General features: G+C 49.9%; 26 protein-coding genes. 10 read left to right on the top strand and 16 right to left on the bottom strand.

What is annotated here, in order from left to right:
* Positions 1-5: 5 nt before the first annotated feature.
* The 5 genes from dmsD (at position 6) to OGY15_RS18100 (ending at position 3,340) form a co-directional block, all read left to right on the top strand.
* Positions 6-620 (top strand): Tat proofreading chaperone DmsD, encoded by a 615-nt coding sequence (gene dmsD / locus OGY15_RS18120; RefSeq protein WP_278237985.1) that lies wholly within the window; start codon positions 6-8, stop codon positions 618-620.
* A gap of 236 nt (positions 621-856) precedes the next feature.
* Positions 857-1,138 (top strand): hypothetical protein, encoded by a 282-nt coding sequence (locus OGY15_RS18115; protein WP_278237986.1) that lies wholly within the window; start codon positions 857-859, stop codon positions 1,136-1,138.
* Positions 1,139-1,172: 34 nt separating this feature from the next.
* On the top strand, positions 1,173-1,517 hold the full coding sequence (locus OGY15_RS18110; protein ID WP_079807995.1) for a carboxymuconolactone decarboxylase family protein: 345 nt from the start codon (positions 1,173-1,175) through the stop codon (positions 1,515-1,517).
* Between the two features lie 42 nt (positions 1,518-1,559).
* The gene (locus OGY15_RS18105; RefSeq protein ID WP_117103971.1) at positions 1,560-2,243 is read left to right on the top strand and encodes a cupin domain-containing protein; all 684 of its coding nucleotides are present in this window, start codon (positions 1,560-1,562) and stop codon (positions 2,241-2,243) included.
* Positions 2,240-3,340: a flavin monoamine oxidase family protein gene (locus OGY15_RS18100; RefSeq protein WP_286540465.1), complete on the top strand. Its 1,101-nt coding sequence runs from the start codon at positions 2,240-2,242 to the stop codon at positions 3,338-3,340. Before OGY15_RS18105 ends, OGY15_RS18100 begins: the two co-directional genes overlap by 4 nt.
* 192 nt (positions 3,341-3,532) lie before the next feature.
* Here OGY15_RS18100 and OGY15_RS18095 read toward each other — a convergent pair whose 3' ends face one another.
* On the bottom strand, positions 3,533-4,483 hold the full coding sequence (locus tag OGY15_RS18095) for a bifunctional helix-turn-helix transcriptional regulator/GNAT family N-acetyltransferase (RefSeq protein WP_278237989.1): 951 nt from the start codon (positions 4,481-4,483) through the stop codon (positions 3,533-3,535).
* 352 nt (positions 4,484-4,835) lie between these two features.
* Between OGY15_RS18095 and OGY15_RS18090 the strand changes: the two genes are divergently transcribed.
* Together OGY15_RS18090 and OGY15_RS18085 are read left to right on the top strand one after the other, a co-directional pair.
* Positions 4,836-5,060, top strand: coding sequence for a LysR family transcriptional regulator (locus OGY15_RS18090; RefSeq protein ID WP_286540462.1), 225 nt, complete (start codon positions 4,836-4,838; stop codon positions 5,058-5,060).
* Positions 5,053-5,286 (top strand): hypothetical protein, encoded by a 234-nt coding sequence (locus OGY15_RS18085; protein ID WP_278237991.1) that lies wholly within the window; start codon positions 5,053-5,055, stop codon positions 5,284-5,286. The genes OGY15_RS18090 and OGY15_RS18085 overlap by 8 nt, the downstream gene beginning before the upstream one ends.
* A 17-nt stretch (positions 5,287-5,303) precedes the next feature.
* Here the strand turns inward: OGY15_RS18085 and mppA are convergent, their stop codons facing one another.
* Positions 5,304-6,917 carry a murein tripeptide ABC transporter substrate-binding protein MppA gene (mppA, locus tag OGY15_RS18080; RefSeq protein WP_286540459.1) on the bottom strand — a complete coding sequence of 538 codons (1,614 nt, stop codon included), beginning with the start codon at positions 6,915-6,917 and terminating at the stop codon, positions 5,304-5,306.
* 184 nt (positions 6,918-7,101) lie between these two features.
* Here mppA and mpaA point away from each other — a divergent pair, with 184 nt between their 5' ends.
* Complete coding sequence (mpaA, locus tag OGY15_RS18075) at positions 7,102-7,830, top strand: murein tripeptide amidase MpaA (protein WP_151219328.1); 729 nt, start codon at positions 7,102-7,104, stop codon at positions 7,828-7,830.
* Here mpaA and ycjG read toward each other — a convergent pair.
* Positions 7,805-8,770 carry an L-Ala-D/L-Glu epimerase gene (gene ycjG, locus OGY15_RS18070; protein ID WP_151219329.1) on the bottom strand — a complete coding sequence of 322 codons (966 nt, stop codon included), beginning with the start codon at positions 8,768-8,770 and terminating at the stop codon, positions 7,805-7,807. The genes mpaA and ycjG overlap by 26 nt on opposite strands.
* Positions 8,771-8,885: 115 nt before the next feature.
* On the opposite strand from ycjG, the gene tpx reads away from it, so the two are divergent.
* Positions 8,886-9,392, top strand: coding sequence for a thiol peroxidase (gene tpx, locus OGY15_RS18065; protein ID WP_151219330.1), 507 nt, complete (start codon positions 8,886-8,888; stop codon positions 9,390-9,392).
* Positions 9,393-9,444: 52 nt separating this feature from the next.
* On the opposite strand, the gene tyrR is transcribed toward tpx, so the two are convergent.
* The 4 genes from tyrR to pspE form a co-directional block, all read right to left on the bottom strand.
* Positions 9,445-10,989, bottom strand: a complete 1,545-nt coding sequence (gene tyrR / locus OGY15_RS18060) for a transcriptional regulator TyrR (protein WP_187259604.1) — start codon at positions 10,987-10,989, stop codon at positions 9,445-9,447.
* Positions 10,990-11,136: 147 nt separating this feature from the next.
* Complete coding sequence (locus OGY15_RS18055; RefSeq protein ID WP_008322369.1) at positions 11,137-12,198, bottom strand: YcjF family protein; 1,062 nt, start codon at positions 12,196-12,198, stop codon at positions 11,137-11,139.
* Positions 12,195-13,592, bottom strand: coding sequence for a YcjX family GTP-binding protein (locus OGY15_RS18050; protein ID WP_151219333.1), 1,398 nt, complete (start codon positions 13,590-13,592; stop codon positions 12,195-12,197). Before OGY15_RS18050 ends, OGY15_RS18055 begins: the two co-directional genes overlap by 4 nt.
* A 142-nt stretch (positions 13,593-13,734) precedes the next feature.
* On the bottom strand, positions 13,735-14,052 hold the full coding sequence (pspE, locus tag OGY15_RS18045) for a thiosulfate sulfurtransferase PspE (RefSeq protein WP_151219334.1): 318 nt from the start codon (positions 14,050-14,052) through the stop codon (positions 13,735-13,737).
* A gap of 228 nt (positions 14,053-14,280) precedes the next feature.
* Here pspE and OGY15_RS18040 point away from each other — a divergent pair, with 228 nt between their 5' ends.
* Complete coding sequence (locus OGY15_RS18040; protein WP_286540453.1) at positions 14,281-15,291, top strand: LacI family DNA-binding transcriptional regulator; 1,011 nt, start codon at positions 14,281-14,283, stop codon at positions 15,289-15,291.
* A 30-nt stretch (positions 15,292-15,321) separates the two neighbouring features.
* On the opposite strand, the gene OGY15_RS18035 is transcribed toward OGY15_RS18040, so the two are convergent.
* From OGY15_RS18035 to OGY15_RS17995, 9 genes are all read right to left on the bottom strand, one after another.
* On the bottom strand, positions 15,322-16,227 hold the full coding sequence (locus OGY15_RS18035; protein ID WP_286540451.1) for an OmpG family monomeric porin: 906 nt from the start codon (positions 16,225-16,227) through the stop codon (positions 15,322-15,324).
* 68 nt (positions 16,228-16,295) lie between these two features.
* Positions 16,296-17,378 carry an ABC transporter ATP-binding protein gene (locus OGY15_RS18030; protein WP_151225504.1) on the bottom strand — a complete coding sequence of 361 codons (1,083 nt, stop codon included), beginning with the start codon at positions 17,376-17,378 and terminating at the stop codon, positions 16,296-16,298.
* Positions 17,379-17,388: 10 nt separating this feature from the next.
* Positions 17,389-18,057, bottom strand: coding sequence for a beta-phosphoglucomutase (gene pgmB / locus OGY15_RS18025; protein ID WP_151219338.1), 669 nt, complete (start codon positions 18,055-18,057; stop codon positions 17,389-17,391).
* Complete coding sequence (locus OGY15_RS18020) at positions 18,054-20,330, bottom strand: glycoside hydrolase family 65 protein (RefSeq protein WP_286540448.1); 2,277 nt, start codon at positions 20,328-20,330, stop codon at positions 18,054-18,056. Before OGY15_RS18020 ends, pgmB begins: the two co-directional genes overlap by 4 nt.
* Positions 20,327-21,382: a D-glucoside 3-dehydrogenase gene (gene ycjS, locus OGY15_RS18015; RefSeq protein ID WP_286540446.1), complete on the bottom strand. Its 1,056-nt coding sequence runs from the start codon at positions 21,380-21,382 to the stop codon at positions 20,327-20,329. Before ycjS ends, OGY15_RS18020 begins: the two co-directional genes overlap by 4 nt.
* A gap of 10 nt (positions 21,383-21,392) precedes the next feature.
* Positions 21,393-22,181, bottom strand: coding sequence for a 3-dehydro-D-guloside 4-epimerase (gene ycjR, locus OGY15_RS18010; protein WP_151225507.1), 789 nt, complete (start codon positions 22,179-22,181; stop codon positions 21,393-21,395).
* A 16-nt stretch (positions 22,182-22,197) separates the two neighbouring features.
* A complete protein-coding gene (gene ycjQ, locus OGY15_RS18005; protein WP_151219341.1) occupies positions 22,198-23,250 on the bottom strand; it encodes a D-guloside 3-dehydrogenase in 1,053 nt (350 codons plus the stop codon).
* 27 nt (positions 23,251-23,277) lie between these two features.
* Positions 23,278-24,120 carry a carbohydrate ABC transporter permease gene (locus OGY15_RS18000; RefSeq protein WP_286540441.1) on the bottom strand — a complete coding sequence of 281 codons (843 nt, stop codon included), beginning with the start codon at positions 24,118-24,120 and terminating at the stop codon, positions 23,278-23,280.
* Positions 24,107-24,988, bottom strand: coding sequence for a carbohydrate ABC transporter permease (locus tag OGY15_RS17995; RefSeq protein WP_151219342.1), 882 nt, complete (start codon positions 24,986-24,988; stop codon positions 24,107-24,109). Before OGY15_RS17995 ends, OGY15_RS18000 begins: the two co-directional genes overlap by 14 nt.
* Positions 24,989-25,006: the final 18 nt, after the last annotated feature.

Genomic DNA, 25,006 nt, shown 5'->3' with positions numbered 1-25,006 from the left:
GTTTTATGACTGATTTCACACAACGTGACAACTTTTCCATGACGGCACGCGTACTGGGCGCCCTCTTTTACTTTGCGCCAGAGAGTGCTGAAGCCTCTCCGCTGGTTTCAGCATTCACATCTGATGAATGGCAAACACAATGGCCGCTGCCGTTGGAGGAGTTGCCTCAACTGGCAAGAATGTTTAAAGATGGCGGCGATGACTCTCTTACTGAGTCCTTTCAGCGTTTATTTATAGGGCCTTATGCCTTACCGTCACCGCCATGGGGCTCCGTCTGGCTGGATCGTGAGAACGTTTTATTTGGTGAATCCACACTGGCGCTGCGCCAGTGGATGCGGGAGAACAGTATTCAGTTCGAGATGCAGCAAAATGAGCCAGAAGATCACTTTGGTTCTTTATTACTGATGGCGGCCTGGCTTGCAGAGCAAAGTCGACACAGCGAATGTGAACAGTTACTGGCATGGCATCTGTTCCCATGGTCATCCCGTTTCCTCGGGGTGTTCATTGAGAATGCCGGACATCCTTTTTATCTGGCTTTGGGAAAACTGGCGAGTTTAACACTGGCAAAGTGGCAAACCATGTTATCAATCAATACTAAAAACCTACCTCTCCACCGCTAATATTGCCTATACAAGGGGCTTTGTTCAAAACAAATATTCTAATGAGGCCCCTATATTCCAGCCCTCCAGGTGAATTAAGTCCTCGTCAGCACAATACACAACATAGAAAATCTTCTCCGCCACACAAGAATATGTGATTTGTTAGATCAGACGGTCATGTTGATAATTCCCCTACTGTCATTCGTCAATGACTGTGAATACTTTGCACATCTCGGTCCCTTTTGAAGGAGAATACTATGGCTTACTTACAAATCACGCTTAATATCAGCAACCACAACCGCCCTGCCGCAGCAAATGTTTATCAAAAATATAAAGCGCCATTTTTAAATATCATTGCCGGAGCGACCTCAAAAGAATTGCTTATTCGGGATGATGATGTGCAAGTTTTACATGGCTTTGAAACTACTGCTCAAGCGCAGGCGTATCTTACCAGTGAATTATTTACAAAAGATGTTGTGGAAGAATTGAAGCCTTTTCTGAACCAGGCACCAGATATTCGCATTTATGATGTGATCTGAATACACAATCCTCTAATATAAAACAGGAGCAGATATGCTTTCAAACTGGAATGAATATCGTAGTGGCCTGCTGGCTGCCATTGGTAAATTTGCAAAATTACAGCCGGAGTTCATGAAAGGCTTTCAGCAAATGGACAAGGGGACTTTAGAAAATGGGCATCTGGATCCCAAAACACAGGAATTGATTGCGCTGGCCGTGGCGGTTACTACCCGTTGCGATGGTTGCCTGGCAGTGCACGTCGATGCGGCCGTGAAACATGGCGCAACCCGGGAAGAGATTTCTGAAGCATTGTCCGTGGCTATAAAAATGAACACTGGAGCAGCCCTCACCTACACAGCGCGCGCACTGGATGTGTACGATAACCTGCCGAATAAATAACCCTTCATACGGCATCCAATGGATGCCGTCTAATGGCAACATATGATGCAACTTAATTCTGATTTCTCACAGCACACTATCGTCACGCCAAATAATTACCAGTGGGTTTGCTCACCTCGTTCGGGTGTAAAGCGAATGATGTTTGACCGGATAGGCAATGAACAGGCAAGAGCAACAAGTCTTGTCAGATATGAGCCAGGTTCAATTTTTCCAATGCATAATCATCCCGGTGGTGAAGAAATTCTGGTATTAAGCGGCATCTTCACTGAATACAACACTGACTATTCAGCAGGATGGTATTTGCGTAGTCCTGACGGTTCTTCACATCAGCCCTCCAGTAAAGTTGGGACGACCATTTTCGTAAAACTTCGTCAGATGACTGCTGAAGAAAACCAGTATGTCAGGATAGACACTAATGACCCCAAAAACTGGCATTATTATGCACAAGGAGAAGTATGTCCTTTGTATAAGAGCGTCCGTGAATGCGTGGTATTACTGAAAGTCAAAGCTGGAGAACGTCTTTTTTGCTCACCACTGAATGGTGGAGCCGAAATTCTTCTTCTGGAAGGCGAATTAACAGATCCATTTGGTCGTTATGAAAAGGGAAGCTGGCTCAGGTTACCACCAGGAGATATGCCCTCCCTGATAGCATCAGCATCAGGCGCTAAATTGTACTTAAAAACAGGACATTTGAGTCCAGCGACTTTAACCGGAGCTATACCATGAGTAAAAGTAAAGTTCTTATCATCGGAGCTGGGGTGAGTGGACTCTATGCTGCCACGCTTCTCGAAAAAGCAGGGATCGATTACCGACTTCTTGAAGCACGGGAGCGTGTTGGTGGTCGCGTATTGTCGAGCCAGATTTTAGATGGTACCCATATCAATACACATATTGATATGGGCGCTACGTGGTTCTGGCCTGATATTCAACCTGTTCTTTCTCATCTGATTCGACAACTTGGTATTCCGATCATTCCTCAAACCAGAGCTGGGGATATGCTCTTTGAACGTCAAAATAACGTTGCTCCTGAACGTTTTCCTGCCTACGCATCCGCACCAGAATCATTCAGATTAAAAGGCGGCATGCAGGCATTCACGACCCAACTGCTGCAGTTTTTACCGGCAGAACGCATCTTACTCAATGAGCAGGTTGATGCAATTACCTGTTCCGGCGAGGATATTTTGGTCAGAACATGCTCTAATGAGGGTAAAAACACAATCTTCACTTGTGGACATGTCTTTATAGCAATGCCTCCAGCACTTGCAGCCGGAATCAAATTTACGCCTGCATTACCGGATGGTCTCCAGTCGAACTGGGAGAAAATACCGACCTGGATGGCCCCCCAGGCTAAGTATGCCGCTATTTACCAAGGGGATTTTCTCACAGGAAAGAATCTGTCCGGGGATGCCAGTAGCCGGATAGGACCAATGGTAGAGATACACGATGTATCAGAACCTGATACCGGATTTACTGCAATATTTGGTTTTATCGGTGTTCCTGCAAAAACACGATGGACTGTTTCCGAAACCGAGCTTAAACAACTGTGCCGCAATCAACTCATACGATTATTTGGGCCTGAGGCTTCGGACCCTATTGCAGAATTTATCAAAGATTGGGCATCAGACCCATTAACAACAACAGATTTTGATCTTTTGCAGGAGGCCAGCAACGTCTTACCATTCCCGGCCCCAAAACAAGGTATATGGAAAGGTAAAATCACGTGTATTGCTAGCGAGTGGTCTCCAGGATTTTCCGGGTATCTTGCTGGCGCTATTGATTGCGCATTCGAAGGTGTTCAAGACTGGTTGTTGCATTCCAGATAGTAATGAGTGCAAATTAAATTTCACCGATATAACTGGCAGCCAGCCCACAGATTGCCAGTTAATCTGCTGTCAAATCTATCCTGGCAGGCTGCTTCGTGTCGGGAGCCGACATGACTAATTTAGGGCAGAGAGAATAGTCGAAACAAGTCAACTAAGAAATCATGTCCAAAAGGGATAAGTGGTTAGGAATGTTTAGATGACTTTTCGGGTGAACTGTTGCTCAGTAATAGTACTACCCCACTGATCGCCATCCCATTCTTTCGATAATTCAAATCCGAATGATTCATACAATCGTCTTGCCACTGTAAGTTTGTTGAATGTCCACAATTGTACCGAAGTGAACCTCTGCTCATCACAAAACTTCATCGCTTCTGCAATGAGTCTCCTGCCCAATCCGCTACCACGGCATCCATCGTCAAGGATGAACCACCGCAGATGCGCCTCATTATTTCCCAAATCCTCACCGTCGATTGCAACTGAGCCGACGATGCGCTCGTTAACCATTGCAAGCCAAATCTGATTACATGGTTTGTCCAGACGTCCTGAAAAATCAGCAAGGCCTGCTGCAACCTTCCCTTCAAAAAAATGGCCGAAGTTATGCTCTCTGGCGTAATAGCCACCATGCATTTCAGTAATGCGTCCAATCATACCTGCATGATAACCCGTAACAATTTTGAAGCTGTTTCGCACTTTACCTTCGATGTTTTCGCGACAGGCTTTCAACGCGCTGGCATAAGAAGAAAGGCCCCGTGATAAAACTTCCTGGGTAAACGGATCGAGCTGACCAAGTGCTGCTGACACACGTTCGTCAGCGTAAGTATTTATGCTATGCACGGTCTCTGTGCCCTTCCCGGTGAGGCTTAGCTGTTTCGTCCTCGCATCTTCAGCGGAAGGGCTTTCTTTGAGTTCTCCTGCTTCGACAAGTTTAGCGAGCATGCGGCTGACGCTGGACTTCTCAAGCCCCAAAATCTGCACCAATTGAGCAGCAGTCAGTGACCCATGTGTTTCAATTTCAAGCATGGAGTGAACGGCTGAAGGTGGATAGTCAGTTGCAGCCAGATTTTGGTTCATGAAGCCCAGCTCTCGCACCATTAAACGTGATGCCGCACGTATATTTTGTATGTTCTTTAGTACAGAAACCATTAGCGTTACCCTTTCAGCATAGTTGTATTATACAACCATTTACATAGGGAATTTGTCAATCCGTTACTTTATTTCCGCTTCACGTCCTGAGGCATTCAACAAGTTTTTTATGGCAGTCTGGTTTCAAAGTCCTATTTGTCAGTGCCGTAAAGCAACCCAGCAACACTCACTAGTCAAAGTAGATAACTGCCAATTTATCGCAATAAAGCACCCTTGAACCGACCAAAAAACCATACCCGGAATCACTGCCTCTCGCATTTTTCCGTTCAGTAAGCACTTTTACATCTACAACGATATAGTAACTAAAAGAAACTAAATTCACAGAATCTCACGCACTAAAGGATCCCCCGCCATGCGCCTGAGACAACTGCGCCACTTTCTGGTCGTTGCGGAAGAGAAAAGTATCAGTCGGGCAGCGGCACGCCTTTGCATTGAGCCCTCACCACTTTCACATTCAATCATAAAGCTTGAAGAACAGTTAGGAATGACGTTATTTCACAGAAACGGCGCATTACGTCTGACCCGTGCCGGAGAGTCCTTCACGGTCTGTTTTTCTCTCTGGCTTTCAGATGTTTAAGCCCGGTATCAGTCAGCATGACGGTATCCTCTGCTCAAATCTACCGTCATTTCAGGGAAAGTGTGACGGTATAATCCGCAATTTACCGCAACCGCTTTTTGTTGAATACGTCAAAAATACCGTCAGAAAAGCCATGCTTTCAGCTGTGGCGGGTGATGGTCAGAAGGAGAAACTGGCGCTGCAAGCCGCGCCAGCACTGAGTTTATCCGTGGTTACCTTGCGTTAACATGAGGCCAGTACTGATTAGTGCCTCACAATATACATTGTGCGACTGTATGCCACATCTTCAGGGTTAGTAATCGGATACCCTTTCAGCCAGGGTTTGATTAAACGCCCGTTGGTATACTGATAGATAGGCGCAATAGGTGCTTGTTCCATCAGAATTTTCTCTGCTGCGTTATAATCGGCATTCCGCGCTTTTTCTGTATTCTCCAGAGTAGCCTGGGTCAACACTTTATCGTACGCCGGATTATTAAAGCGTGAGATATTACCCGTATGGGTCGATGTTAATAATGACAAGAAGGTAGAAGGCTCATTATAGTCACCCACCCAGGAGGCACGGATCACATCAAAATTACCGGTATTGCGGCTATCAATGTAAGTTTTCCACTCCTGATTTTGCAGTTTTACGTCAACGCCGAGGTTTTTCTTCCACATAGACGCGACTGCGATAGCAATCTTCTGATGGTTTTCAGAGGTGTTGTACAGCAGTGTAAGTTTAAGCGGTTTCTGTGGACCATAGCCCGCTGCACGCAGCAGCGTTTTCGCCTGGGCATTAAGCTCTTCCTGACTCATTTGTTCAAAGGGTGACGGTTCTGGCATAAATCCTGCTGTGACATCCGGCGTAAAATGCCAGGCGGGTTTTTCACCAGTCCCCAGGACTTTTTCCGCCATCAGGCGACGATCGATCGTCATGCTGAGCGCCAGACGCACGCGGGAATCAGCAGTCGGTCCCTTCTGGGTATTGAAGGCATAATAGTAAGTGCCAAGCTGAGGCGGGGTATAAACCTGGCCCGGAATATCCTTCAACAGTTTCTGATACATGTTTTTCGGAAAGGATTCAGTGATATCAATATCACCCGCAAGGTAGCGCTTGGTGGCTGCCGACTCCTGATTAATTGGCAGAAAGGTCACTTTTTGCAGCACCGTTTTGGCGTTATCCCAATAATGCGTGTTTGGCACAACTTCCAGTTTTTCGTTCACGACGCGATCTTTGAGCACATAAGCGCCGTTACCAATCAGATTGCCGGGTTTGGTCCACTCTTTGCCGCTCTCAACATTGGCTTTCTGTACCGGATAAAACGCAAAACTCGCCGTCAGATTGGCAAACCATGGCAGCGGTTTATCCAGTTGAACCTTCAACGTACGCGCATCAATCGCGCTAACGCCAAGCTTATCCGGCGTGGCTTTTCCATCGATGATGTCCTGTGCATTGTTAATGCCTGCCAGCGCAGCAAACCAGGCAAACGGCGACAGCGTTTTCGGATCAACCAGACGCTGCCAGCTATAGACAAAATCCTGTGCCGTTACCGGCGTACCATCAGCCCATTGCGCATTGTCGCGTAGCGTAAACGTCCAGATACGGTTATCGTTGCTTTTCCATTGAGTGGCAACGCCAGGCACAATCTCGCCCTTCTCATTCTGGTTGACCAGTCCTTCAAATAAATCACGAATAACCTGGATTTCAGGAAGCCCGACAGCCTTTGCCGGATCCAGTGACGCCGGTTCATCTTTTATATGACGCACCAGTTCTTGTTTCTCTGCCAGTACCGTTCCGCTGGGAACATCAGCAGCCCAGGATAATGAAATGCTGCTAACTAACAGCGCACAACAGGTTACTGAAACAGAATGCTGCATAAGATACCCTCAATTCCGGCTACTAAGTGAATGTGTAATTATTTGTATCGCCAGCAGGAAATGCAATTAACTTCCGACAAGAAAGTGATATTACACCTGAAAAGTTAAATGTGTGAAAACGATTTGATTATCCATAAATTTTGCACAACACTGCGAGTAACTATCCAATCATTCAGAGATGACTATGACTGTTACCCGCCCCCGTGCCGAGCGCGGCGCATTTCCGCCAGGTACCGAACATTACGGACGTTCATTGCTCGGCGCACCGCTGATCTGGTTTCCCGCAATGGCTGCCGATCGTGAAAGCGGTCTGATACTGGCAGGAACGCACGGCGACGAGAACTCATCGGTCGTCACCCTTTCCTGTGCATTGCGTACGCTTAACCCTTCCTTGCGTCGTCACCATGTCGTGCTGGCGGTTAACCCTGACGGTTGTCAGCTCGGACTGCGTGCCAATGCGAACGGCGTGGACCTTAACCGTAACTTTCCCGCCGCAAACTGGAAAGCGGGTGAAACGGTGTATCGTTGGAACAGCAGCGCAGAGGAGCGCGATGTGGTGTTGTTGACCGGCGAAAACCCAGGTTCAGAACCAGAAACCCAGGCACTGTGTCAGCTTATTCACCGAATTCACCCTGCGTGGGTGGTCTCTTTTCACGATCCGCTGGCCTGTATTGAAGATCCCAGACGCAGCGAATTAGGCGCGTGGCTGGCGCAGTCGTTTGAATTGCCGCTTGTAACCAGCGTAGGTTATGAAACGCCCGGCTCTTTTGGAAGCTGGTGCGCAGACCTGAACTTACACTGTATCACCGCCGAATTCCCCCCTATTTCATCAGATGAAGCGAGCGAGAAATATCTGCTGGCCATGTCCAATCTCCTGCGCTGGCACCCTAGAGATGAAGCTGTCCGGTCGTAAAATGCAAGGCTGGTTCCGCATCGGTTGCAAGCCAGGTTGGGCCATCAAGATCGGCAAAACTAACCAGTGGCGTAAGGGGTAACGCCGCGCTAATCGCCCGGGAGGTACACAGCATACAGCCCAGCATTAGCGCAAATCCTTGCTCTCGTGCTTCAGTTGCCAGCGCGAGCGCTTCCGTCAGACCACCGGTTTTGTCGAGTTTGATATTGACCATTTCATAGCGTCCATGCAACGCTTTCAGACTGCTACGGGTGTGGCAGCTTTCATCTGCGCAGATGGGCAGCGGATGCACAAAATTTTCCAGTGCGGCATCGTCCTGTGCCGGCAGTGGCTGCTCCAGCATCGCAACCCCTAAATCAGCCAGCAGTTGACAGCGAGCCGCCAGGCCTTCTGCCCGCCAGGACTCATTAGCGTCGACAATAATTGTGGCATCGGGTACAGCGGCACGAATGGCAACCATCCGCTCGCTAATTAAGCGCTCATCCAGTTTCACTTTCAGCAGTTTTGCGCCATTACCCCATAGCGCAGCCGCGCTCGCCGCCATTTGCTCCGGCGTGCCAATCACCACGGTTTGCGCCGTCGTCACTATCTCAGCCAGTTTACTTCCTGCTAATTCTGCCAGCGACTGCTGCTGTTGACGCGCACTCAAATCCCACAACGCGCAGTCCACGGCATTACGCGCCGCTCCCGCTGGCAGCAGTTTTTGCAGATCTTCACGCGTCAGTCCGTTTTCCAGTTGTGGCGCAATGCTCATAATTTGCGCCAGCACAGAGGCATCGCTTTCGCCGTAGCGTGGGTACGGCGTACACTCGCCAATACCTGTGACGCCGTTTTCTGCCACTTCGACCACCACCACATGCGCTTCAGTTCGACTCCCACGGGCAATGACAAAGGGAGTGTGCAGCGGCCAGGCTTCCTCATATACCTTAACTGTTCTCATTTGTTTTCCTTAATACAGTCCCTGAAGCGGATATCCGCAAATAGCGTTTGCCGTGTTAACTGTTGATGGCATAAACTAGCCTCGACGTTAACTATATGTAAACAGGAAGATAACCATGTCACAAACCGTTCATTTCCAGGGCAACCCGGTTGCAGTTGCCGGCTCTATTCCTCAGACTGGAAGCAAAGCTCAGGCTTTTACCCTTGTGGCTAAAGACCTGTCTGACGTTACGCTGGGCCAGTTCGCAGGCAAGCGCAAAGTGCTGAATATTTTCCCAAGCATCGATACCGGCGTTTGCGCGGCATCGGTACGTAAGTTTAACCAACTGGCGACAGAAATCGACAATACCGTCGTACTGTGCATCTCAGCCGACCTGCCATTCGCCCATTCTCGCTTTTGCGGCGCGGAAGGTCTGAGCAACGTTATCACGCTGTCCACCCTGCGGAATGCAGAATTCCTGAAAAACTACGGCGTTGAAATCGCTGAAGGTCCGCTGAAAGGCCTGGCCGCACGCGCCGTGGTTGTTATCGATGAAAATGACAACGTCGTTTTCAGCCAACTGGTCAATGAAATCACCAACGAGCCAGACTACACCGCTGCGCTGGACGTTCTGAAAGCTTAAGCCAGCCTACATACAAAAATGCCTCCGGATGGAGGCATTTTCATTTATGGCATTACTCTTCGCTTTTTTTCTGCTGACTCAGTCCATACTCTCGCAATTTGTTAGCAATCGCGGTATGCGAAACACCGAGGCGTTTGGCGAGTTTGCGCGTGCTGGGATAATTCATATAAAGCTGCGTCAGCACTGAGCGTTCAAAGCGGCTGGTAATTTCATCCAGCGATCCTTCCATCACTTCTTCTCCGACCGCTACCGTAGCCGCATCATAATCCGGCAGTAAAATATCCTGCGGACGCAACTCATAGCCTTCAAGCTGGGTCAGCGCCCGATAGATAGCATTTTTAAGCTGGCGCACGTTACCCGGCCAACCATAACGGGTTAACACCGTGCTAAGATCGGCGGACAACTTCGGACGCGGTACGCCCTGCTCGTCGGCAAAACGTGCCACAAACAGTTCGGTAAGCGGCATAATATCTTGCGGGCAATCGCGCAGCGGCGGTAGGTTTAGCGTCAGTACATTCAGACGATAATAGAGATCTTCACGGAAAAGCCCTTTTTGCACCAGCTCCAAAAGGTTCTTTTGCGTCGCGCAAATCACGCGAACATCAACATGAACTTCATGATCTTCTCCCACGCGACGGAACGTGCCGTCATTGAGAAAACGCAGCAGTTTGGTCTGCATACGCGGCGACATTTCGCCAATTTCATCCAACAGAACCGAACCGCCATTCGCCTGCTCAAAGAAGCCTTTTTTGCCTTCCGGCGCATGACCAAATAGTTCGCTTTCGACCGCATCTTCAGGAATCGATGCGCAATTGAGCGCCAGATACGGCTTCGACGCACGTGGACTCGCCAGATGGCAGGCATGGGCAAAGAGATCTTTGCCAGTGCCGGTATTACCGGTAATCAGCAGCGGCGCACTCAGCGTTGCCAGCTTACGCGCCTGTTCCACAACGTGTTTCATTTTGGCGCTGACGGCAATAATCTGGCTGAACGCGCTTAGATCTTGCGTGGTCATATTTTGCAACTGACGTCCCATCCGGAGGGTGGAACGTAGCATAACAACGGCACCGGTCAGCATCTGCTCCTGATTTTCTCCCTGCAAATGGACTGGCGTAATTTCCATCAGGAAGTTCTGTCCGTTAATCACCACATGCTCGCTATGCGAATCCTGCGGATTGCTTTCGAGCCAGCGCTGGAAATTGAACCCGTTGATTAACTGGGCCGCGGTATGATTGCGCATACGATCCTGCGTGTGAGTGAAAAGCTGACAGCTCGCAGGATTCGCCATCTCAATTTTGCTTTTCATATCCAGAGAAAGGACCGGTTCTGGTAGCGCCTCAAGCAGCGCACTCAGCGCAAGATGTTCACGCTCTGAAGGCATCCAGGGTACGGTACGTACATCCGTAACGCCAGAAATACGGCGGATTTCAGCCATCAGGCTACTGAAATTGGTGAACTCCAGTTCCGCAAAATTGAGGTAAATTCGCCCGATGGGGTCAATCTCGATACCGCGCAAATCAATGCTTCTCAGCACCAGTAAATCGAGCAATTCGCGGGTCAGACCAAGTCGGTCTTCACAAAAGACTTCCAAACGCATAGGAACCTTCACCTGGACAAGGGATTATGTATTAAATGATAAGACAGTATTGGGTTTGCAGGAAGAACTCTGTCAACAAATATTGACAGCTCGTTGGAAAAACGGGCACCTGGACGTAAAGCTGTACGATCGGTGCCCGATTATTGGCTAGCTTTCGCGCGGAGATTTATTCTTTTGTAAGGTCTCTTTCACCTGACCAATCAGTTGGCGGCGAAAATCGCCCAGTCGAGGCTTATCGTCATCGATCCACGGTAGCGGTCGGCATAGTTCCATGGCTTTGATACCCAGACGCGCCGTTAATAAGCCCGCGCCAATGCCCTGAGCGGCACGTGTCGATAAGCGGGCGGCTAAATCCTGCGACATCCAGTCCATTCCCACTTCCCGCACCAGTTCACTGGCTCCGGCAAAAGCAATATTCAGCAGCACCAGACGGAACAAGCGCAGGCGGCTGTAATAACCAAGTTCAATACCATACAGCGATGCGATGCGATTAATCAGCCGCAGATTGCGCCAGGCGATAAATGCCATATCCACTAGCGCCAGCGGGCTGACGGCAATCATCAGCGTGGACTCCGCCGCTGAACGGCTAATCTCACGCCGGGCTTGCGCATCCAGAACCGGCTGCACAAGATGCGCATACAGGCTAACTACTTCACGATCGTTCTGCGTTTCATGAATTGAGGCATACCAGCGCTGAAGCGCCGGGTGGGACTGATCGATACCCGCCTGCTGCGCCAGCTTTTCACAAAATGCGCGTCCTTTCCCGGTTCCGTGGCTGTGGAGCAGATCTCGCGCTTCATCGCGCTCGTGCGCGCGCTGGCGCAAACGCCATAACCGACGCCACTCTGTCGCAACCGACCCCACACCCGCGCCAATAATCAATGCGCCAGCAGCACATCCTCCCAGCGCAACCCAGTCCTGAGTCTGCCAGGCATTCATGGTCCACTGCACTCCCTGAGCGACAACGCTCACGCCAAACAGTGCCAGCCCACCCATCACCATCTTGCGCCACAGACTGCGTTTAGGGCGAAGGGCCGCATCAATGACGGCTTCTGCCTGACCTTCATCTTCCAGTGGTTCATCCACTGTCGCCGGAGAAAAAGTCTGCGCTTCCGTTTCGTTAAACATCTGCTGTGCTTTAAACGCCGCATTTTGTTCCACATCCAGCGGACCTGAGAAATCGATACGCGGTTTTAATGGCTCGCTCATCGCAATTTATCTCCTATTAAAAACTCCAGCGCGGCATCAAGACGGATATGCGGTAAGGGCTTATCGACATCCATCACCTGCGGGCGAAATGCCTCAAACTGGAAACCCTGGCTGTCCCAAAACGCTTGTCCAGGTAAACGTGCGGGTACTTCACCAGGATAGACCGTCAGCGGTTCGCCATCGCTCAGGCGATTACCACGCAGCGCGGGGATCTTCTCACCCTTCACATCGATCAGGCCGCTGGTGGTTGCCTGCACCGATGCCAGACCCAGACAATCCATGCTGATGCCTTCGAATGCGGCGTTTTGCCAGGCATCCTGGATCAACTGCTGCAATAGCGACACCATATTAGCGTGCTGATCGACGGTGACATGGTCCGCTTTGGTGGCGGCAAACAGCAGTTTGTCGATCACCGGTGAAAACAGCCGACGAAACAGCGTGCGCTGTCCGTAATGGAAGCTTTGCATCAGTTGGGTCAGCGCCAGACGCATGTCGTTAAACGCCTGTGGCCCGCTGTTGAGCGGTTGCAGGCAATCAACTAGCACAATCTGACGGTCAAAGCGCAGGAAGTGATTCTTATAAAATCCCTTCACGACTTTTTCACAGTAGTAATTAAATCTGTCGCGCAGCATACCCGCATTGGTGTGCTTATCTGCCTGCGCCAGCTTCGATTCTCCCCAGGCATCAACGTCCGGCCACGGGAAAAACTGCAACGCAGGCGCGCCCGCCATATCTCCTGGCAGGACAAAACGGCCCGGCTGAATAAAGTGCAGCCCCTGCTGCTTGCATTGATGCAGATACTCCGTCCAGGCAGCAGCGATTTCTGCGAGGCGGTTTTCATCAGCAGGTGCCAGTGGATCAAGCCCGTGGCTTAACTGCCGCCATTTTGCCGACCATTCACCACGCTGCCCTTGTAATAATCCGGTCATTTGACGCGACCAGCTCAAATAGTCCTGTGCCAGCATCGGTAAATCAAGCAGCCACTCTCCCGGATAATCGACGATTTCCAGATACAGCGTGGAGGTGTCTTTAAAGTGGCGCAGTAACGAGTCATTGGACTTGTAGCGCAGCGCCAGGCGTATTTCACTCACACCACGTGTCGGTGTTGGCCAGGTCGGCGGAGAGCCATACAGCTGAGCCAATCCTTCATCATAGGTAAAGCGCGGAATGCCAAAGTCGCGTTGTGGAACCCGCTTAACGCCGAGCAGACGCTCTTCGCGTACGCAACTGAGCAACGGCAGACGCGCACCAGCATGAATATTGAGTAGCTGGTTTACCATCGCGGTGATAAATGCTGTCTTACCGCTACGGCTAAGTCCGGTGACAGCCAGCCGCAAATGCCGGTCTACGCCGCGATTAACCAGCGAATTGAGTTCATTTTTAAGTCGCTTCATCGCCATCCCGTTTTGCTGAAGGAACCGAATAAATTATAACAAACAGGAAGTAAAGATAGGGGTCAATTCTTACTTATCAACTACCTGAGCGATATCAGGCGGTATAATTCTTACCGCCTGTAGCAGAAGAAATGCGAGCGGTTTACTTATTTTCTACTTTTGGCAGCGCAATCTGATTGATGCCACCTTCGTTAGTCACCTGCGTGTAGCCCATTTCAGTCAGCATGTCCTTCGCCTGCCCTGATTGACGCCCGGAGTTGCAGTAGAGCTTCACGGTATCGTTCTTATCAGGAACTTCAGTTACGATACGCGCCTTGAGCTCTTTTAACGGGATGTTGACAGCCCCCTGAATATGCTGCTGTTGATACTGTTCAGGAACGCGAACATCAATCCAGTGCTCGGCAGCATAAACCGGCATGCCGATGACCAGTGCCAACGCGAATACGCTTTTCTTCAACATAATATCTTCCTGGCTGATAGTTGGATTTAACCCCTACACTATACGCCAGTTCTTAAGAAAATATTGCGATCGTATTATCACCGTCTGCGTCCGTGGACGATTGTTCATCAGCACACACATAGTGCGGTTAGCCTTTTGATTTTTCTAACCGTATTCCGAGATTGTTGTCATTCGCCAATTAACTCCATAATATGTCCGCCATTGACTCTCGGACGGAGCCTGGGAACTATGTCTCCTACCATTTATGATATTGCACGAGCCGCTGGCGTATCAAAATCCACGGTATCGCGCGTGCTTAATAAGCAAACCAACATCTCGCCAGAAGCGCTTGAAAAAGTGCAGCGCGCTATTGATGAGTTACAGTATCAGCCCAATAAACTTGCCCGCGCCCTCACCTCTTCCGGGTTTGATGCAATAATGGTGATATCTACCCGTTCTGCAAAAACAACCGCCGGGAATCCGTTTTTCTCTGAAGTGCTGCATGCAATTACTGCTAAGGCTGAAGAGGTCGGTTTTGATGTCATATTACAGACGTCGCGAAGCACTGAAGATGACCTGCAAAAATGCGAGAGCAAAATTAAGCAGAAATTGATCAAAGGGATCATTATGCTGAGTTCTCCCGCCGATGAATCATTTTTTGCAAGGCTGGATAAATACAATGTTCCGGTCGTAGTTATTGGTAAAGTCGAAGGTGACTATTCCAATGTTTATTCTGTAGATACCGATAACTATCGCGACAGCATTACGTTAACCAATGCACTAATTGAGAGTGGACACCGCAATATAGCCTGTTTACATGCACCGCTTGACGTTCATGTTTCTATTGATCGCGTTAATGGTTATAAAGCCAGTCTTGAAGCGCATAATATCAAAATGCATGACGAGTGGATTATTGACGGGGGATATACCCATGAAACCGCCCTGCTCGCATCACGAAAATTACTAAGCCAACAGCCGTTACCCAACGCTGTATTTGCCACCGACAGCTTAAAGTTAATGAGTTTATATCGCGTAGCGGCCGAGCAAAACATTACTATCCCGCAACAACTTGCCGTTGTCGGTTACAGTAATGAACTGCTGTCTTTTATGCTGACCCCAGTTCCTGGCGGAATTGATGTACCCACCCAACAACTGGGTGAGCAAAGCTGCAATTTGTTATTTAAGCTGATTGCCGGTGAGAAAGGATTACAGAATATCACGGTAAGCACACAAATATCATTGGCCGATTCACTGGTGTAAAAACTGGGGCATTATATGCCCCAGTACATTTTAGAATGCGTAATTCACACCTACACCAGCATAATGGAATCTGTCACTTTCACCTTCGTCATGATCTTCCCACTCATAAGCATATTCCAGTGACATGGATAAACCGTTCTGGAAATCATAGGCATACAATAAACCAAGACGATTAAAATCATGACCTTCGCGTTCCGGATCGTCCTGCCAGTCCCAGTTTGACCAGCGATCAAGCCCTATACGAGTATACGGTGTCAGAGTCGTATTGCCGAAAGACAGCGGCAAATAAGCACGAATTTCCTGGGTTGAGAACTCACCATTATTACGTGAATCAGCCAGATTGAAACCGCGTTCAAGATAATAGTTAACCGTTAAGCCCACCGTTTCGTTAAACGTATAATTCAGCCCAGTCTCACTCTCGACACGACTATCGGCGTAACCCGTAGTGCTCAAATCATTGACGAATTGATACATCGCCAGCCAGCCACTAAAACGCAGATCGTCGGTCAATTTAACATCCCAGTCCGGCTGAACTTTCCAACGCTGCATATTGGCGGTATCTTTTCCCGGTTCATTGACATAGTGATAACCGTAATTACGGAAACCACCGGTCAAACCGAAATTAACATCGTCGCTTTCGAGGAACTGATAACGGACTTCGAGTTCCGGGCGATCAAACCAGGTCCCACGTTTGCCCTCGCTGTAATCAACCGGTCCTTCCTGATAATAGGCCAGCGATATTTTCCACGGTCCATTGGACGCATTGAAATAGACGGACGGTTCAGCAAGTCCATCCATATCTTCGCCCTGACCTTCAACGTTTTCTATTTCGTACATAGCACCGATATTAAAGTGCCAGTCATTCTTTTCAGTAGCCTGCGCGCAGGCCATTCCTGCGCTGATTATCAGCGCAGTCGCGGACAGTAGGGTTTTCATTATTATTCCTTGTTAAAATACTCGCAAAAATGCCCCAAGGGTTGGGGGATTTTTATCCCCCCGGAATTTTATTGAATAGCCACTTCAGTTTCAGCATCAAAGAAATGGCATTTCGCCATATCAAAATGAATTGTGATGTTTTCTCCTGCGTGATAATCATTAACTGCACCGGCACGGACCACCAACTCATGCCCCCCAACAACGGTATAAAGCATAAATTCAGCGCCGGTGAGTTCTGCAACGCTAATTTTTGCCAATACACTATTTTCATTTTCAATCTGCGGATGTATATCCTCAGGGCGAATACCCAGCGTGACCGCCTGATGCTCATAGCCCTGTGCTTTTAATTTTGCCAATTTAATTTCTGGAATCGTTAACTTCAGTGTTTCAGTAACAAACTTATTTCCGTCAATCGCACCACGAATAAAGTTCATTGCAGGTGAACCAATAAAACCGGCGACAAACATATTTGCTGGGTGGTTATAAACCGTTTTTGGTGCACCAACCTGTTGAACTATGCCATCCTTCATAATCACAATACGCGTCGCCATGGTCATGGCTTCGGTTTGATCGTGGGTAACATATATCATGGTGGTATTGAGTTTCTGATGCAGTTTGCTAATTTCTGCCCGCATCTGAACGCGAAGTTTGGCATCGAGATTCGATAAGGGTTCATCCATCAGGAAAACCCCCGCCTCGCGAACAATTGCACGCCCCAGCGCCACGCGCTGACGCTGGCCACCAGATAATGCACCGGGTTTACGCTGCAGATAATCGCGAAGACCAAGGATTTGCGCCGCCCAATTGACGCGTTCCTCAATTACGGCAGGCGAAATTTTCTGCATTTTAAGGCCAAACGCCATGTTGTCATACACGGTCATGTGCGGGTACAACGCGTAGTTCTGAAAAACCATTGCTATGTTGCGTGATTTGGCCGGCACATCGTTCATCCGCTTACCGTCAATCAGCAGATCGCCACCGCTGATCTCCTCCAGACCGGCGATCATACGCAGCGTTGTTGACTTCCCACATCCGGAAGGGCCAACAAAAACAATGAATTCTTTATCTTCAATTTCCAGATTAAAGTCTTTAACGACATGCACCTGGTTATCGTATATTTTTTGGATGTGTTGCAACGAAAGCTGTGCCATGTTGAATCCTTTACTTGTCGTGTTGCCAGAAAGCCGATAAGCACGGCCACGTCAGAAATTCGGTTGCAGGAAGCTGCAAGCCTGCCTCGTTCAGCCCTGTACCGATGCCAACAGAAAGCATGCCGCAAGCGTTGATCGCCTCAATTCCCGCTTGAGCATCTTCTATGCCAATACACTGCCGCGGGTCAACGCCAAGCCCCGCACAGGCTGCCAGGAAAATTTCCGGATCCGGTTTTGAGCGGGTGATCAGCGCCGCATCCGCACAAAAATCAAAATAAGAGCTAAGATCAAGCGCGTGTAAAATAGCGGGAGCATTAAGCGATACAGAAGCTAGTCCCACCGGAATCTGCTGTTCACGCAACGTCATCAACAGCTCACGAATTCCCGGTAATACTGAGTTAACCGTTAGCTGGCGCAAAGAGTGGACGTAGAGTCTGTTTTTTCTCTCGGCCAATTGTGCGCAGGCTTCAGGAGAAAACGCCCCCGCTTTCCCGCCATATTGCAAAATACGCTGTAGCGATTCGCCGCGACTAATCCCTTTCAGGCTGGCATTAAATGCTTCGTCGATCTCAATTCCTATTTCATCAGCTACCTGTCGCCAGGCGAGAAAATGCAGATGTGCAGTGTCGGTAATCACGCCATCTAAATCAAAAATGATGGCCTGTGGTTTGAAGATCATTCATCGCCCCCTTTCGTGGTAGCGGTCCCATGCATAGGCGAAATGATGCCGCTATTGCTGAATACGGTCTCTCCTTGCAACGAGACTTTTTCGCCATTGACCCAAAGGGTAATCTGCTCAGTGCTGTGAATACGGATTTCGGCATCATTGATAGTTATCTGCAGAGTGGAGCCCTGCCAACGCAGCGGAAAAGAGAGCCTCTGCCAGTGAGCAGGTAATACTGGCGCAAGATGTAACTCCCCGTAACGCACGTTCACACCAGCAAATCCCTGGATTGCCCCCAGCCAGATGGCCCCCGTCGCTGCTGCATGAATACCGTCATCGCAGCTATGTGGTGCCTCTCCGAGATCGATCAGCGATCCTTCTCGCCAGAACCGATACCCCTGAGCCGAATCACCACAACGCGCAGCCACAATCCCATGGATCGCCTTACTCAAAGAGGAGTCATGAATTGTGCGCGGCTCGTAAAAACGCAGATTTGCCAGACACGTTTGCAGACTAAATTGCTCTGGCAACATGTAGGTCAGCATCACGACATCGGCCTGTTTGAGAATTTGCATCTCATTGACTTCCGCGCGGGAGTAATCGAGCAAAATCGTCTGCTTGCCCGCCTGGGCTTTGTACTGCGACAGATCGATAGCCGGTTTGCGCAGGAACGTATCATCCTGAGGCAGCACGCCATCGGGCTGCACTTCCGGTCGCCACAGATGCTGTAAAAAATGTTCTGCACGATAAATAAACGTTTCATCGCTATACCCGAATCTACGGGCAAAACCCAGCGCCTGCTCTACGTTGTACCAGGCCATGTAGTTGGTGAACGCATTGTTGTTCACATGCTCAGTGTATTCATCCGGGCCAATCACATCGTGGATCTCTAAACGACCATTAATCATGACAGCCCTGCTAATCCAGAACTTCGCCGTTTCCATCAGCAGCGTCATGCCCTCACGTGTCATGAAGTTTAGATCCCCGGTGGCATGCCAGTAATGGATTACCGCCCAGGCCACATCCGCCACGAGGTGATGTTCAGCCTGTGCGGAGGCCACTTTTTGCCGCAACCCGGTACGAATGTTGATCGCCGCGAATTCAGGCGTTTCCTCATCACCGCTGCGAGCGCTCTCCCACGGGAACAGCGCGCCCTGCCAACCGTTGCGACGGGCTTTCTCACGCGCCCCCGGCAGATTATGCCAGCGGTAACGCAATAGACTTCTCGCGGTTTTCGGTTCGGTAAACAGGTGAAATGGTAACAAAAAGACCTCAGTATCCCAGAAGATATGCCCTTTATACCCTTCGCCCGTCAGACCTTTGGCCGCGATACTGCTGCGCTCATCGTGGTCTGGGGTCATCACACGCAGATGATAGAGCGCATAGTCCAGTGCCTGCTGATCGCTGATATCAGTACTGGTAATCTGAACACGACGGCTTTGCCACCAGGCATGCCAGTTGGTGCTCGACTCAGCCAACAGAGCGTCATATCCCTGTTGCGCGCATTCTTCAATGTTACGCAACGACTGGCGTCCCCAGGTCTCAAGCGACAGGTTGCGTTCGCTCGTCCAGTCAACCCAACTCATTTTCGTCAGCGTGACGCGCTGCCCGGCTTGCGCCTGCACGGTGTTGTGTTGTAATAAGCGACGTTCTTTCGCAGTGAAGCAACGCTGCGCTGCGCCATCTACATCGCAATATGTGGTGATAGCGATGTCATTACGATTATCCTGGGTGGTGTAAATCCCTTGCATAAGATGCTGTCCAAAGACCCGGACCTGCGTTTCATCCAGATGCTGGCGACCATGATTGGTGATCGTGGCATCAATACCGGTCGAGATACCAATGCAGGCATCGGCATCCAGAGGCGTAATGACGATTTCCATCGCCAACAATGGCAGTTTCTGGGCCGAGGCAAAACGCCGGCTCTCAATGGCAAAACTCGCCCCATCAGATGCACACCAGATAAGCTCACGGCGAACTTCCCCGCAGGAAAAATCCAGTTCACGATGCCAGCTTTCAATCACGCCGCTGGTTAGCGAGAAAATCTCGCCATTAAGCGTGATCTCCACTCCGACTACATCGGGTAGATTAACCAGTTCATTAATTTCGCCTTTACCTGCCCGGTGATAAAGACCTGCAAGGTACATACCGCGCGTCTGTAAAGTGTAAGCTTCCTCGTGGCTGGCGCGGATCCCCATATAGCCATTACCGATCGTCATAAGTGACGCATATTTATTCAGATTGTGTGGGCAAAAAACTGGTTCAGTTAACTTTACTGGCTTCGTCATAAGTCTACGTAGGTCCCTGTTTCAGCCGATTGATACAGTGCGGCAACCAGTTGTTGAATAACGACGCCCTGCTCTGCGTCAGCAATAGTGACAGGCTCGCCCTGGACATGGTTAACGAAGGCTTCCATGCTGCGATAATGACGGTTGTCGTCGGCCATTTCGCGCGCAAGCAGCACGTCAAGCGTACCACCACGGTCGGTGTAAACCTGGGCCGGGAATAACGTCGCCCCCGCCAAATCGCCGCAGAAATTAACGTTCATAATCGATTGTTCAGGAATATTCAGCGCGAAAGAGGTTTCCAGGCGCAGGATACCGCCGTTATGAAATTCAATCGTGCCGAACAAAGAATCCTCCACGGTATACGCCGTGGGATCCCATTTCCCAAACTGCCCACTGTTTTTACGCGTTCCAATACGTTGAAAGCTGTGCGCGTTAACACGCTTTACCGCCGGGAACCCCAGCACATACATGGCGGCATCCAACATATGAATACCGAGATCAATTAGCGGTCCACCGCCCTGCAGTTCTTTATTGGTAAACACTCCCCAGCCGGGCACGCCGCAGCGGCGCAAAGCGCGGACATTGGTGACATAGATTTCACCCAGAATACCGGCCATCACCTGCTCACGAAGTAGTTGCGTATCCAGCGCAAAACGATGATGAAAATCATAAGCCAGTACTTTTCCCACCCGACGCGCCGTTTTACACATTTCCAACGCCTCGTCTGGCGTCATTGCCGGAGGTTTCTCGCACATCACATGGCATCCAGCGTTCAATGCCAACATGGTGTGTTCATAATGAAAGCGATTAGGCGAGCAAATGCTGACGATATCTGGCTTAGCTTCACGTAACATCGTCTCTGGATCGTCCCAAACCTGCGGATTCCCGTATTTCTCTGCAAACAGCCGCGCCTGTGCCAGGCGGCTGTCACAGACAGCCACCAGTTCCAGATCGTTGCGGGTGCAGTAGTACGAAGCATGAACTTTATCCGCCACCTGCCCGGCGCCGATAATGGCGACCCGAAGCGAAGAGCTTGTCAGTGCACTTTTCACGGAAATCCTCTTAGCAGGTACGCAGCCAGGCCAGTGACTGACGATACGCTTCCGGCAGATTCTCTGCTCGTACGCGCCCTTCGTACACAACGTAACCCTGATAATTATCTTCACGTAACTGGTCAAACAGCGCTGTGAAATCCAGCGTACCGCTTCCCGGCTGATAACGATGGTTATCCGCAATATGGACGTGACCCAGCAGATCGCGATTGTCATGTAGCGCCTGTGCCATATCGTCTTCTTCGATATTCATATGGTAAAAATCACCAATGATTTGCACATGCTTCAGATTATTTTCCACGATATAGCGACGGGCATCCGCCAGAGTGTTGATCATATGATCCTGATAGCGGTTGAGCGGCTCCAGATACACCACCGTCCCCGTACGCCCGGCAACGTTATCGAGGTAAATCAATGAATCACTGACGGCTTTACGATCGCCCGCAAGGCTACGCGGTGAGGTCATCGGCGGTAAGCGGAAGGTAAACATGCCCCATGCAGCCGGGACAATAATGCCTTGCCCACCGACTTCGGCCAGTGCTTCGAGAATGTGAGTGATCTGCTGTAAACCGTTCAAGCGACGCTCTTCGATAAAATCACCAATCCAGCCGTCATAACCTCCACAGGCAGTGGTGACGGGAAGACCCGTTTCTTTGATCGCCGCTTTTACTTCCGCAAGGTTATTAACCAGCAATTTGCCGTCAATTTCAAAACCGTCAAACCCCATCTCTTTGATGTAACGGAATTTCTCGAGAATATTTTCCGGAAAAAAAGCCTGATTCTGTGTTCCAATTTTCATCTTCTGCATTCCTTAATTAAAACGTCACACCCATTTTGATGCTCTTTTCCGGATGGCGATCGACATACTGCATATAGCTTTCCGGGCTGCTGGCAAAAGTCACAACCGGGTCGATCAGTTCTTCACAGTTCAGGTAACCGTTCATCAACAGTTCCCAACAGGTTTCCTCGATGCGCTTGCGGCTCCAGCGCGGATAATCTGGATTCGGTTCACTGCAGGCGCGGGAGAAGACAATTTTGGCGTTGTTAAAGTGCGCTTCACGGCCAAGGTTGAAGCCTTCTGCAAAAGGCTTGGCAAAAGCGACATAAGAAATGGTGCCACCATAGGCCAGACCGCGTAACGCCGACTGCAACGCATCCGCATAGCCGCTGGTTTCGATGATCACATCCGCGCCCTGCTTGCCGGTCAGCGTTTTAATCTCTTTACCTACGTCGGTACCGATCGGGTTCAGGCAGAAGTCCGCGCCATGACGACGCGCGATATCACAGCGATGTTCAATAGGATCTACGCCGATCACTACCGACGCGCCCGCTTTTTTGGCCAGTTGCACGGCTATTTGACCAATTGCCCCTAAGCCCACGATGACCACAAAGTCACCAACGCGTACGTTAGCGTCGCGCACGCCGCTCATGGCGAACTGGGCCGGGTCATAGCAGACGGCGTTTTTCCACGAGCTGCCCTGCGGCATTTTACGCAGCTTATAGTTATTCACCGCGTTGATGATGACTGTTTCCGACAGCGGACCGTAGCCGCAAACTGAATCGCCAACGGCGTATTCGGTCACATCGCTGCCACACTCAATAACATCGCCCACCACCATATTGCCAAGCTGGAATTTACCGAATTCGATCCCGCGCGGTGCCCCTTCCGGACGCGGCATAAACATTTGCCATTCACCGTTAAAATCTTCGTCAATAAACGGGCTGGCTGCGCGAAAATCGACCACTTCCGTGCCGTGTTTCGGCGCGCCAAATTTAACGCGAACTTTAACTTCATTGGCGGATACCGCTCTGTCTTCATATTCCACCAGCGCTGCAACGCGCGGTTCTGTGGCAACTAACTTCTTCATTTACAACTCCTTAATTAAACTGGCCGCTTAACCTTTCACGCCGCCAGCGGTCAAACCACTTTTAATAAAACGTTCGGAAAGCGCATACATAATGACCACCGGCAATGCGGTGACTAACGATGCAGCCATCATGCGTCCCCAGATATAGTCAGGTGTACTGAACAGCGCGTTCAGACCGACCGGTAAGGTAAAATTGCTGGCGCTGGAAAGGAAAATCGAAGCAAACAGGTAGTCATTCCACGCCACCATAAAGCAGTACACAAAGACCGAAACCAGACCAGACATTGCCAACGGCACGGTAATACGAAAGATGATCTGCAGACGGTTCAACCCATCCATCATCGCGGCCTCTTCTATCTCATCCGGAATGGTGTCGAAGTAGCTTTTCAGCATGAATACCGCTGTCGGCAACGTCTGGGTAACCATAGTGATAATTAGCGCCATTTCAGTGTCATAGATGCCAAGAGCCGTAATGATTTTGAATAGCGGCACTACCAGCAGGATCCCTGAAAACATGTACACCGTGTAAAAGCTGGCATTGATGGTCATCCGTCCCTTAAAACGCAGGCGGGAAAGCGCATACGCGCCAAGCACGCCGAGAAACACCGCCACCACAGAAGAAGTCACCGATACCACCAGGCTATTACGGAAGTAGTCAACAAACGGGAAAATCATCGGGTTGAAGATGTCGATGTAATGTTCCAGCGTCCATTGCTGCGGTAACAGCGTTGGATGCAGCGAGATCGCCTCTTTTGCGCTTTTAAATGAAGTCATCAGCATCACAAATAATGGAAATAACGTGATGCCCAGGAAGACAATTAATCCACAGTAAAAGCCAATGCGGCCAAGCGTGCGCTTATTTGTTGCCATTGAGGTTCACCCGTTTTCTGGTCAGCAGGATAACAGCGAAAATGATGACGAAGAGGACAACAGAGATCGCGGCCGCTTTACCTAAGTCATTAAATGCAAAAGCTGTTTTATAGAGATAGACCCCGAGAATATCGACTTTCGTGGTCAGCAGATAAACATCGGCGAACATGTAGAACATCCAGATCGTGCGCAGCGTCACCACGGTCGCCAGCACGGGCATAATCGCTGGCAGCGTGACGATGCGAAACCGTTGCCAGGCGTTCGCGCCATCCATTTCCGCTGCCTCATATAACGATTTATCGATAGTCTGCAAAATCGCCAGAAACGAAATAAAGGCATACGGAAAATAGCGCCAGATAGCGAACAGTACGACCAGCGCAAAGCTGCTACCGGGATTGTCGAACCACAGCGGCGCCTGATCGTAAAGATGCAACAGATCCACGCCGAGGTAGTTCACAATGCCGTAGCCGTTGTTGAACATGTATTTCCAGGCAAACACCAGCGATATTGATGGCGTTACGTAAGAGAGGATGACCAGTGAGCGCGCCGTTTTCCGCAGACGAAACTCACGGTTAAAGAACATCGCCACGCCCAGTCCCAGTATCGTGCTCCCTGCCACGACCAGCGCGGTATACCAGACCGTCATCCACAGTGAATGCCAGAATCCAGGATCGGATAAGATACGGATATAGTTGCTCAGGCCGACAAACGTTGACTCGATTTGCGGATTCAGCGGCAGACGCATAAAGCTGATTTCGATGTTAGATATCATCGGCCACGCCACTAAACCGCCCAGCAACAGCAAGCTAGGGGCCAGCAGCAGCATGGCGAATGGCATATCGGATCGGCCTGAAAAGAACTTATTCATCACGGCTTTCCATTTCCC

The sequence above is a fragment of the Citrobacter sp. Cu231 genome (assembly GCF_030332265.1).
In the GTDB taxonomy this organism is placed as follows: domain Bacteria; phylum Pseudomonadota; class Gammaproteobacteria; order Enterobacterales; family Enterobacteriaceae; genus Citrobacter; species Citrobacter meridianamericanus.
This window is presented reverse-complemented; position numbering and strand designations above follow the sequence as displayed.